This is a genomic window from Nannocystis punicea (genome assembly GCF_026965555.1).
GTDB lineage: Bacteria > Myxococcota_A > Polyangia > Nannocystales > Nannocystaceae > Nannocystis > Nannocystis punicea.
In genome coordinates this window covers 5,356,344-5,367,970 of sequence record NZ_CP114040.1, presented here as the reverse complement: position 1 = coordinate 5,367,970, position 11,627 = coordinate 5,356,344, and the positions used below count along the sequence as shown (strand labels likewise).

The window sequence follows — 11,627 nt, the reverse complement described above, 5'->3', positions numbered from 1 at the left end:
GGCGACCGAGGACATGAGGATCGGCGGGTAAGGGTTCTTCCTAAAGCGACCTCAACCGCCATACCCAACATGCGCGAGCTTCCCACACCGTAGGGCGCGCGCCGACAGCTCAAATCGCACTCACGAGGGACCCATGAAGAAGTTCAGCTTGGTTTCTAGCCTGCTCTGTACCGCGCTGGTGTTCGGCTGCGGCGACGACGGCAAGCCCGGTGCCACGGGCGCCACGAACCCGACGACCAACAACACCACCAACCCTTCGGGCGACGCGACCGAGGGCGAGACGTCGGACGGCAGCAACAGCGACACGGAGACGCCGGGGACCACGACGACCGCCACCTCGCCCAGCACGAGCCCGACCACCGGCACCCCGGACACCGACGGCACCAGCCAGGGCACCTCGGACACGACCGGCGACAACTTCATCATGCCCCCGGACGGCGGCGGCGGCACCAAGGAGTGCGACCCGTGGGTTCAGGACTGCCCGGCCGGCCAGAAGTGCATGCCCTACTCGGGCGACGGCGACAACTCGTGGGAGTCGCTCAAGTGCACGCCGATCATGGAGAACCCCGCCCAGACCGGTGACCCGTGCACGGTCGAGGGCAGCGGCGTCAGCGGCATCGACAGCTGCGACCTCGCCAACATGTGCTGGAACGTCGACCCGGAGACCGGCGAGGGCACCTGCGTGCATTTCTGCTCCGGCTCGCCCGACGCCCCGTCGTGCGACGTCTCCGGCACGGCCTGCACGATCGTCAACGACGGCGTGCTCATCCTCTGCCTGCCCATGTGCGACCCGCTCCTGCAGAACTGCATGGGCGGCGACCTGTGCATCCCGAACCCGATGGACCCGAACAGCTTCATCTGCGTGCTGGACGCGTCGGGCGAAGAGGGCCAGGAGTTCGACGTGTGCGAGTACGCCAACGCGTGCGACCCGGGCTTCTACTGCCTCAACCCCGAGCTCGCCACCGAGTGCGACCCGATGTCCATCGGCTGCTGCCTCGCGTTCTGCGACATCAGCGCCCCCGAGTGCGTCGGCGCCAACGCGGACTGCCTGCCCTGGTACGAGGAAGGCATGGCCCCTCCCGGATTCGAGAACGTCGGCGTCTGCGGCCTCCCGCAGTGAGCCCCGCGGGCCCCGCCCGCTCCGCCGTCACAGCCGCCTTCCCCTCGGGGAGGCGGCTGTGCCGCTTTCTGCCAGTCGCGCGACTGTCTGTCTGTTTGTGCATGGTCTTTCAGCCATGTCCCTTGGGATGGGTAGCGATCGCGGGGGCATTCTCGGCCACCCACCATTGCCGTGAACTTTTCGCGGGGCACTCTCTGCCACCCACCATTGCCGTGAACTCTTCGCGGGGCCTTCTCTGCCACCCACCATTGCCGTGAACTCGTCGCGGGGCACTCTCTGCCACCCACCCTTGCCGTGAACTCGTCGCGGGGCCTTCTCTGCCACCCACCATTGCCGTGAACTCGTCGCGGGGCCTTGGAGTGTGGGGTGGCGGCGGGCGGGCGGCATGGGTCCCTCGCTTTCGGCGGGTTCCCCCCCAAGGCACGTGCTCGGCGCGCCTCCTACGAGAGCTGCTCGGACAAGCATCGAAGGCTCTCGCTCGCATCACGGACTTTGCGCCTCCGCGCGAGCCTTGGGCTCCGCCCCGCCGGCGTCCCATGCCCCCCGCCCGCCTTGAGAAGGTTATGGGGCCCCGCTCGTCCCCGCCCGCATTCCATCGCGTGTCCGCAGTGCCCCGCTTGTCTCCGCCTGCAAGTCGTCGCCCCTCCCCAACGCCCCGCTCGTCTCCGCCTGCAAGTCGTCAACGCCTCGCTCGTCTCCGCCTGCAAGTCCTCGCCCCTCCGCAACGCTCCGCTCGTCCCACTCGCCCTTCTCGCCCTGCAAGTGGTTCGTCGCGCCTCCGCAACGCCCCGCTCATCCTGCTCACCCCGCTCGCGGTTCGCCACGCCTCCGCGACGCTCGTCCCGCACCATCGGCCGTCCGCGAGGGCTCACGCCGTGCGGAGCTCCCGGAGGCACGTCACCATGACCCGGTGCAACCTGCCCGATCGGCCACGCCCCGGTCGCCCGTCCGCGAGGTCCCGCGGCGCGTAGCCGTCATCGCCCACGCCGCACTGAAACCTGCCCGATCGGCCATGCCCGATCGACCAGGCTCATTTCACTTGCCGCAGCCGGTCAGCGCGGCCTTGGCCTGGGTCAGCGCTTCGGGCTTGGGGTGCTTGGCGGTGAACGCCTTCAGCGCCTCCTTGGCCGGCTTGCACTGCTTGGCCTGCGCGAGGGCGCCGATCTTGCGGATGTGGGCCGAGGCCAGGTCGGGCTTGAGCGCGAGCGCCTTGTCGAGCTTGGCGAGCGCGCCGTCGGGGCCGTCGAGGCGGCCGAGCTTGGCCAGGGCGGCGCCCCACTCGCTCCACACGACGGCCTGGTCGGGCAAGCGGGCCGCGAGGTCGGCGAGATGCACGAGCGCCTCGTCGGCGCGCTCGAGCTTGACGAGGGCGCGGGCCAGGCCGAGCTTGGCGTCGTTGTCGTCGGGGCGCTTCTGCAGGGCGACGGAGAACTCGACCTGGGCCTCGCCAATCTTGTCGGCCTCCATCAAGAGGTGGCCGAGAGTGCGCCGCACCTCCGGGTCGTCGGGCGCGAGCGAGGCGGCCTTGGTGGCGGCGGCGAGGGCCTCGTCGCGCTTGCCGAGGTCGCGGTCGACCTGGACGAGCAGGAACAACACGTCGACGTCCTCGGGCGCGAGGCGGTTGGCCTCGGTCAGCGCCGCGGCGGCGCGGTCGTTCTGCCCGCGGGCCCGCGCGGCCCGGCCGAGGTTGTAGTGGGCGTCGGCGAAGTCGGGCTTGGCCGCGATCGCGGCCTCGAAGGCGGCGACCGCCTCGTCGAGGCGGCCGGCGTCGAGCGCGACCGCGCCGATGCCGTTGTGCGCCGGGTAGAACTTCGGATCGATCCGCACGGCCTCCTTCCACGCGGCGACCGCCTCGTCCCCGCGACCGACCTGCTGCAGCGCGATCCCGCGGGTGTAGTGGAGCTCGGGGTCATCTGGCTTTTTGGCCAGGGCCGCGTCGAGCACCGCGATCGCCTCGGCGGGGCGCCCGGCGTTCATCAGCTGCCCGCTGCGCTCGATCGGCGGGGCCTCGGGCACGCTCTCGTCGTCGCCGGCAGCGTCGCCCGGCGGCGTCGTCTCCGTCGGGCCCTTCGGGGTGCACGCCAGCAGCGCGCCGGCAACGAGGATACGGAGCGTCCGGGGGAACGACACGGCCCGGACTATACCCGCATTCGCCCGCCCGCGGGCCCCCGCGGCGCGCCCGCCGGCGCGCACCCGCGGGCGCAGGCGACCCTCACGGCTCGAGGGTGACCGTCTCCTTGGTCACCGCGTCGACCTCGTGCCGGCGGTACGGATAGTGGTGATACCGATCCTCGATCCAGTCCTCGAGGGTGTCGGCGAAGTGCGGACTGGTCGGATCGGCGCTGTTGCCCGGCGGGAAGTTGACGACCGCCTGCGGCACGCCCTCGCCGTCGAAGCCGGTGATGACACGGAAGACCGCGCCGTCGTTCGACTCGAACTGCGGCCGCACGTCGGTCGACTCGGGCTCGAAGAACGAGCTGCCCGAGACGTTGACGGTGTCCTCGCCGCCGTCGGTCGGGTGCCAGCCGCCGTCGAGCTCGCCGCCGTAGGCGTTGCGGAAGCCGGTGCCGTGGCGGTCGCCCCAGCGGTAGCGGTGCGGCGACACCGACCCGAACTCGGCCGTCAACCAGTCGGCCGCGTCGACCAGCGCCCGCATCACCAGCAGGTCGCGGCCCTCCTGCATCAACTCGTTGGCGTTGGGGTACATGCCGGTGGCCGCCAGCGCGGCGAACTTGAGCGCGTACACCGGCGACGCGTCCATGATCGCGCCGAACACCAGCGCCAGGTCGTCCTCGAAGATCCGCTGGACGAGGAAGTGCGCGAACACGTGGAACGCCAGCGCGCCCGACTCCTGCCGGTCCATCCGCCGGTTCCACTGCGCCGTCAGCAGCTCGTTCAACACCTCGAGGTCCTTGCGCCCGCGGAACTCCAGCAGCGTGTCGTCGGTCGCGACCTTGGCGTAGACCTCGGCGAGCACCGGCAACATCTTGTCGGCGACGAGGCTGTGCGTGTCGGACTGGATCGACTGCATGTCGGCGACCGTGACCTTGCCGGCCTGCGTGAGCTCCTGCAGCCGCTGCTCGACCCGGCCCGCGCGGTAGCCCGGGTCGTAGAAGGCGCCGTAGTACCAGGGGTCGTTGCTGAGGTCCCCGTCGCCGGTGAAGCCCCACGGGTCGTTGTTGGCGGTGACGATGAAGCCGGTCTGCGGCGCGCGGCTGCGCGGCAGCTGGTCGGCGGGCAGGAACTTGCCGTTCCACACGTAGGCCGGATCGTCGCCGTCGACCACGCGGATCGGCATCGACCGGCCCGCCGGCGCGCCGCGATCCGGCACGTTGGTGTTGAGGTGGTAGGTGATGCCGGTGGCGTCGGCCGCCATCCAGTTGAAGGTGCCGACCTCGATCATGTCGACCGCCTGCTCCCACTCGTCGATCGACTGCGCCTTGCCCATCCGCAGGAAGGCGCGCGCCTCGTTGGTGGCGCGGAAGCCGGTCCAGTTGATCAGCAGCCGGCGAGCGGCGTCGACCACCAGCGCCGGGTCGAGCGGCAAGGCGTCGCCGACGAGCACCCCGTAGCCCTCGACGTCGCCGACGCGGAAGGTGCGGTCGCCCATGCCGGCGACCTTGATGACCTCGTCGCGCCAGACCACCGGCGCAGTCTTGCCGCCGATGCCGATCGTGGCCTGGTCGGGCGCGAGCGTGACCGCGTAGAGGTCCATGCAGTCGGCGAAGCCGGTGGTCGCGGCCCAGTGGACCTTGCGGTTGTGCCCGAGCTGCACGCCCGGCACCCCGGCGAAGCCGAAGCCGGCGACGTCGAAGTTGCCGCCCGCGTCGGCGCTGTTCAGGTGCACCGCGTACATCACCGACGGGCTCTGCAGCGGCTGGTGCGGGTCGTTGGCGATGATCGGCTTGCCGCTGGCGGTGAACCGGCCGTCGACCGCCCAGTTGTTGCTGCCGACCACGCGGAAGCCCGACAGCGCGTCGTGCAGCCGCCGCAGCGACGACGCGGCGTTCGGCGGCACAGCGAGGGCTGGCTCTTGGGACCTGTTCTTCGCGACCTGTCCCGAAGTCCCCTTCGGCAGGGCCTCGCTCGGGGCCGGCGCGGTCCCGGCCGAGGGTCGGTCCTCCGGCGGCACGGTGTAGACCTCCCAGCCCGGCCGCGGCAGCTGCACCACCTCGAGCACCTTGGGCACGAAGCGGGTGACGACGGTGGCGAGGAACTCGTACTCGAGCACGTTCGAGTTGCCGAAGCTGACCATCTTGCCGATGACCAGCGCGTCGACCGGGTCCCACGGCTCGGGCGAGTAGTTCAGCTCCGCCTTGCCGAACCCGTACGGCAGCGGCACTGCGCCCGAGTTGACCTCCTCGATGCGACGGTTGACGCCCGCCGTCCACGCGACGAACAGGTGGTACTCCTCGGGGCTCTCCTTCTTCAGCCGCTCGGCGTCGAGCTTGCCCCAGCGCCGGAAGTCGAACAGGCGCGAGATCCGGTCCTCGTCGACCTTGCCCTCGCCCAGCACCTCCGCCCCGCGCCCGTACGCCCGCCGCCGCATCAGGTCCATCTGGAACAGGCGATCGACCGCGACCTGGTAGCCCGCGGCGAAGAACACGTCCGCGTCGGTCTCGCCGTAGATGTGCGGCACGCCGCGCTCGTCGATGACGATGTCGACCGGCGCGGACAGGGCGCTGAACACCTCCGGATCGCCCATGAACCCGGTGTCGTCCGTGTCCTCCGTGTCGGCGGGCGACCCCGACTCCGAGGGGTTGCAACTGACGAGCAACGAGACGAGCAACGCACGAGTCACTGGGGCGAGGCGGACGAGCATGGCCATGCACTTTTGCGCAGGTTCGTGCGCACAGCAAGCCCCGCTCGCGGAGCGCCGCAGACCGAGTCACTGCGCCCGCGTGCGTCTCACGACGCATGAAGCAGTTCTCATGCGCGAGCCCCGGCGGGCTTCACATCGACAGGGAGCCCTTGCGGAAGTCGGTGCCCGCGAGGTGGACGTTGATCAGCACCGGCTTGCCGGACTTCGCGGCCGCCTTGGCCTCTGCGAGCACGGCGTCGACCGCGGCGGCCTCGCGGATCTCGAGCCCCACCGCCCCGAAGCCGGCCGCGGCGAGGTGATAGTCGGTGCGCGCCAGCTCGGTGCCGACGGCGTCGCCGAGGATCTCGACCTGCTCGCGGGCGATCTGGGCCCAGCAGGCGTCGTTGCCGACCACCGCGATGACCGGCACCTTGTGGCGGACGAAGGTGTCGAACTCGCTCAGGCTGTAGCCGACGGACCCGTCACCGTAAAAGATCCACGTCTCGGCCTCGGGGCGCACCAGCCCGGCCCCGAGCGCGAAGCCGGCGCCGACGCCGAGAGTGCCGAACACGCCCGGATCGAGCCACGACAGCGGCGCGCGCGGCCGGACGATGTACGAGGCCGTGGCCACGAAGTCGCCGCCGTCGGCGACCAGCTGGCTGCGGTCGTCGAGCGACGCCTCGATCCGGCGGCACAGGTGCAACGGGCTGACCAGCGCCTCCGGACCGGTCGGCGCTGCCTCGGCCTGGCTGGCGATGTCCTTGTCGCGCGCCTCGTCGGCGCCGCGCAGCTTCGCCACCCAGGCCGAGCGGTCGCGGACCTGCCCCGCGGCCACCAGGCGGCCCGCGAGGCCCTGCAGGAACCGCCCCGCGTCGGCCAGCACCGGCACGTCGGGGCTGCGGTTCTTCTGCATCTCCTCCTCGCTGCGGTTGGCGGCCACCAGCACCGCCCTGCGGCTGACGTTCTGGCCGTAGTCGAGGCGGAAGTCGCACGGCACGCCGGCGAGGACCACCAGGTCGGCCTGCTTGAGCGCGGCCTTGCGGGCGTGCCGCATCTGCAGCGGGTGGCCGGCGCCGAGCAGGCCGCGGGCCATGCCCGAGAGGTAGACCGGCGCGCCGATGGCCTCGAGCGCGGAGGCGATCCCGCGCGCCTCGCCCGGGATGCTCATCGCCTGGCTGCCGACCACGATCACCGGCCGCTCGGCGCGCGCGAACGCCTCCGCGGCCGCGCGCAGCTCGTCGCGGGCCAGCGGCGGCGGCGGCACCGGCCGGGGCGTCTGCGGCCGCGGCTCGTCGGCCCCGGCGAACATCCGCCAGGTGTGGAAGCCGAGGTACGTCGCCAGCGCGCGCTCGCCGAGGCTGGGCGCCTGGCCGGGTTTGGTCTTGGCGACGTACCAGCTCTTGACCACGTCCTCGCGGTACAGCAGGTCGACCGGGCACTCGAGGAACACCGGCCCGGGCACGCCCTCCTGGGCCACGCGGAACGCCTCCTCGAGCATCGGCACCAGGTCGCGCACACGCCGGGCCGCCTGGGCCCACTTCACGTGCGGCCGCATCAGCGCCATCTGGTCGATGTCCTGCAGCGCCCCGCGGCCCTTGAGCACCGTCGCCGCCGCCCCGCCGAGCACGATCACCGGCGACTGCGCCAGCTGGGCGTTCTTCACCGCCGTGATCGTGTTGGTGAGCCCCGGCCCGGCGGTGACCGCCGCGACCCCGGGCACGCCGGTGAGGCGCGCGACCGCGTCGGCGGCGAACACCGCGTTGACCTCGTGGCGCACGTCGACGACGCGGATCCCGCGGCGCTTGGCGCCGACGAGGATCGGCGAGATGTGCCCGCCGCACAGCGTGAACAGGAACTGCACTCCGTGTCGGCGCAGCACCTCGGCGATCCGGTCTCCTCCGTCCATCGTGGGCTCCTTCTCCAGGCGAAAGTCAGTCGGTCGGTCTCGAGGAAAATCAGGTCATTCGGCGAGCACGTGCTTGTCGAGCACGAAGCACGCGAACTCGCCGGCGAACACGACCTCGCCGCCGGCCTCGCGCACGACCTCGACCGCGACCATGCGCTTTCGGCCATGTTCGCTGGTACATGTCGCGCGGGCCAGCACCGCCTCGCCGACCCGCACCGGCTTGAGGAACTTGACCGTCGCCGAGCCGAGCACGACGTTGGGGTCGTTCACCGCCAGCATCGCCGCGTAGTCGGCGGCCCCGAACACGAACCCGCCGTGGCACAGGCCGAGGTCGTCGGCGGCCATCACCGGGCTGGCGACCAGCCGCACCTCCGCGCGCCCGGGCGCGACGGTGACCGGCGCGCCGCACAGGCTGGGATCGATCCGCGGGTGAGTGGCGATCGCCGCGTCCGTCATCGCCGGCGCTTATAGCACGGGCTCACATCGGGATGTACTGGCTGCACAGGCTGTCCTCGACCGACTGGTTGATCGCCGCCGACAGGCTGAGCTGGCCCCCGTACACGTCGTTGATGTTGAACGCGCCGCCGTCGGTCGCCTGCGGGATCGGGGTCTTCCCTTGGTAGGGCGTGAAAAAGCCCATGCTCACGTCCTCATTGTTGCCCGGCCCGCCGGTCATGTCGTTGTCGACGAAGCTGAACACGCGGATCTCGCGCTCCTGCAGGCCCAGCACCGTCTCGTCGTAGCTGTGCTGGATAATCTCGCCGCTCTGATTGGCGCCCTTGTCCCCGAAGGTGTCGTCGGTGGTGTGGATGATCATCCGCAGCGTCGTCTCGGTCGGCCGCCACTGGAACGCGAACGCCCCCAGATACAGGCCGTCGAGCGTGTTCTCGGGCCAATCGCCGTTCGACCCGTTGCCGTCGGTCTGCGAGTTGCTCTGGGTGAAGGTGCTCCACTCGATGAAGTCGGCCTGCAGCGCCGCTGCGTCGGCGTACGGGGCCCCGTTGTTGATGATCGTCGCATCGTCGACGAACACCACCAGCCCGTAGTTGGGGTCGGTCTCGACGTCGAGCGCCGCGATCGCCTGATCGACCACCAGGATCTCGGCGGCCAGCTTCTGCAAGATCGCCGACATCGACGTCGACACGTCCATCACGAACACGATGTCGATGTTCATCTTGCACATGTCGCCGCCGTCGGTGGTCGTCTCCGGCCAGCCGGTGTCGGTCTCCTCGCCGGTGGTGAACGGCGAGGTCGTGGTCGACGTCGTCGACGTGGTCTCCGTGGTCGACGTGGTCGACGTGGTCGACGTGATCGCCGTGGTCGACGTCGGCTCCCCACCTGTGGTCGGCTCCGGCCCCGAGGTGCTCACAGCCCCCGTCGTCCCCGTCAGCCCGTCGGTGCCGTCGCTCGCCGCGCTGCTGCCCTCGGAGTCGCTGCCCGACGCGCTCGGATCGACCGTCGACACGCCCGTGGGCGACTCGGTCGCCGAGACTCCGGTCACCCCCGTACCGCCGCCGGAGTCGCCGCAGGCCGGCACGGAGGTGGCCGCGAACACGGCAGTGAGCACGAAGGGAATACACCGAGGCGAACAAAACATCGTCAACAGCACAGCCCATCGCGGCGGTGCTCGTCAAGCTCGCAAACACCGATAAAAGTTGCCGCGGAGCGGCTCGCCGCGTTACCGTGAGCCTCAGGAGGCCTGGATCCATGAACCTGAGACTCATCGCACTGTCCCTGCTCGTAGCGAGCGCGAGCACGAACGTCGCCTGCAAGAAAGACTCCGCCTCCGAGACGCCCGAGCCGGTCGCCGAGTCCACACCCCCCGCGCCGGAGCCCGAGCCCGAAGCCGCCGCCACCCCGGAGCCGGAGCCCCCCGCCGCGCCGGAGGCCCCCGCCGCGAAGGACCTCGCCACCGTCGTCGCCGGCCTCGAGAAGGGCAAGACCTTCCAGGAGCTGCTGGTCGCCGCCGAGCTCGACAAGGACCTCGCCAGCGCCGACGTCAGCCTCACCATCCTCGTCCCGACCGACGAGGCGTTCGCCAAGCTGCCCAAGGGCACCCTCGACAAGTGGAAGAAGAACAAGGAGCAGCTGCAGAGGACGCTCAAGTACCACTTCATCCCGGGGCTCAACGACAGCGCCAAGATCGGCAACTACCGCACCGCGCCGACCGCCGCCGGCCCGGAGCTGCCGATCAAGCAGACCCAGGACTCCGAGATGACGATCGACGGCGCCAAGCTGCTCGAGATCAACCTGCCCGCCAGCAACGGCCTGGTCCACGTCATCGACAAGGTGCTGCAGCCCAAGAAGTGAGGACCTGACGGGTCCCCTGAAACAGGTCTCTCGGGACATGTCCCGAGAGACCTGTCTTGTATTCACGCTCTCCCCCGCCGGCGCACGAGTCGCGGCCCACCCGAGACGCGGCCGCGCTCCCCTGCCCCGCCGGCTAGAAGTACGTGCCCATGCCGAGGTGGCCGGCGAACAGGTGGAACGCCACCCGGTCGACCGTGCCGATCTCGTAGCCGACGCGGCCGCTCGGCGCGTCGCGCAGGTCGAAGATGATCTGCGCCGCCGAGCCGCGGCCGTAGCTGTAGCGGACCGCGAGGCAGGTCGAGAACACGATGCTGCGGGCCCGCTCGCCCTTGCCGAGGCGGACCGGCGAGAAGAACTCGACCCCGGTCGTGACCCCGTAATAGTTGATGCGGAACTGCGGGAACGCCGAGGTGTGGACCTGGTCGTCGCGGTCGGAGAACACGCCGAGGCCGAAGTACAGCCGCTCCGCCGTGCGCAGGCGGGCGCCGGCGCGGACGTTCCACAGCGGGCGGATGTTGATGTCGGTGCCCTTCGGGCGCAGTCCCGGGCTGAAGTCCATCTCGCCGCTGACCCACCCGCGCCGCTTCGGCAGCGCGTAGGCGATGCCCATGGTGAGCCGCATCGGCGCCACTCGCCCGCGCACCGACGGCGACGGCGAGTCGTCGAACTCGAACTTGTACTCGTCGTCGCCGCTCGGGCGATCGACGTTGGAGCTGTTCAGCAGGTAGCTGCGGTGGACCTCGAAGGCGACGAAGCGAGGTGTCCGAAAGGTCAGGCCGAGGTGGACGTTCTTGACGAACTCCCACTGGAGCCCGACCACCGCCTCGCCGCCGAAGATCGAGCGCTTGTTGTCGTAGTCGATCGTGCGGGTGGCGTCGGTGCGCGCGTCGGGGGTGCCCGAGGCGGCGTCGATCCACATCCGCATCTCCTCGCGCTGCCAGCCGTAGGTGCCGAACAGCGTCGCGCCGATGCGGAAGCGCGGGTGCGGCTGCCAGCCGATCGCCGGCCCGGCGTGGTAGCGGTAGATCCAGCCGTCGACCTGGATCCGCGCGTCGTACTCGGTGCCGCCGCCGGCCCCGCGCAGCGACGCCGAGTAGTCGTAGTAGTCGTAGTCGGGCGCGAAGTAGCCGATCCCGAGCGTGACCCCGTGGCCGACGTGGCGCGTCACCGCCAGCGACGACGGCATCACCAGGCCCTGCAGACTGCTCAGCGTCGCCGCGTCGCGCCTGCCCCCCGGGAGGTCGGCGACCGCCGCGTACGGCACGATGCGGGCGCGGAACTGGGCCGCCTGCGTCGACAGGTTGAACTGCGTCCGCCGGACCGCCCCGAGCCCGGCCGGGTTGTAGTAGATGGCCCCGGTGTCGCGCCCGAGGGCCGTCACCGCTCCGCCGGCCAGCGCCGCCTCGTTGCTCAGCGGGTTGGTCTCGCGGTTGCCCGCCGCGGCCGGGCGCGCCCACAGGCCGGCCGTCACGGCGCACGCGACCACCAGT

At 70.9% G+C, this 11,627-nt stretch carries 8 protein-coding genes; 2 read left to right on the top strand and 6 right to left on the bottom strand.

The window, feature by feature from the left end; translation table 11 throughout:
* The first annotated feature begins 133 nt into the window (after nt 1–133).
* Nucleotides 134–1,120, top strand: coding sequence for a hypothetical protein (locus tag O0S08_RS20740; protein ID WP_269040934.1), 987 nt, complete (start codon nt 134–136; stop codon nt 1,118–1,120).
* A 1,035-nt stretch (nt 1,121–2,155) separates the two neighbouring features.
* Here the strand turns inward: O0S08_RS20740 and O0S08_RS20735 are convergent.
* The 5 genes from O0S08_RS20735 to O0S08_RS20715 form a co-directional block, all read right to left on the bottom strand.
* Entirely contained in the window at nt 2,156–3,250 is a 1,095-nt protein-coding gene (locus O0S08_RS20735; protein WP_269040933.1) for a tetratricopeptide repeat protein, read from the bottom strand.
* An 82-nt stretch (nt 3,251–3,332) separates the two neighbouring features.
* Nucleotides 3,333–5,942 (bottom strand): penicillin acylase family protein, encoded by a 2,610-nt coding sequence (locus tag O0S08_RS20730; protein WP_269040932.1) that lies wholly within the window; start codon nt 5,940–5,942, stop codon nt 3,333–3,335.
* Nucleotides 5,943–6,072: 130 nt separating this feature from the next.
* On the bottom strand, nt 6,073–7,827 hold the full coding sequence (locus O0S08_RS20725; RefSeq protein ID WP_269040931.1) for a thiamine pyrophosphate-binding protein: 1,755 nt from the start codon (nt 7,825–7,827) through the stop codon (nt 6,073–6,075).
* 54 nt (nt 7,828–7,881) lie between these two features.
* Nucleotides 7,882–8,283, bottom strand: a complete 402-nt coding sequence (locus O0S08_RS20720; RefSeq protein WP_269040930.1) for a PaaI family thioesterase — start codon at nt 8,281–8,283, stop codon at nt 7,882–7,884.
* Between the two features lie 22 nt (nt 8,284–8,305).
* Nucleotides 8,306–9,394: a vWA domain-containing protein gene (locus O0S08_RS20715; protein ID WP_269040929.1), complete on the bottom strand. Its 1,089-nt coding sequence runs from the start codon at nt 9,392–9,394 to the stop codon at nt 8,306–8,308.
* A gap of 140 nt (nt 9,395–9,534) precedes the next feature.
* Between O0S08_RS20715 and O0S08_RS20710 the strand changes: the two genes are divergently transcribed.
* On the top strand, nt 9,535–10,137 hold the full coding sequence (locus O0S08_RS20710; RefSeq protein WP_269040928.1) for a fasciclin domain-containing protein: 603 nt from the start codon (nt 9,535–9,537) through the stop codon (nt 10,135–10,137).
* A 133-nt stretch (nt 10,138–10,270) separates the two neighbouring features.
* Here the strand turns inward: O0S08_RS20710 and O0S08_RS20705 are convergent, their stop codons facing one another.
* Nucleotides 10,271–11,623, bottom strand: coding sequence for an OmpP1/FadL family transporter (locus O0S08_RS20705; RefSeq protein ID WP_269040927.1), 1,353 nt, complete (start codon nt 11,621–11,623; stop codon nt 10,271–10,273).
* Between the last annotated feature and the right edge of the window lie 4 nt (nt 11,624–11,627).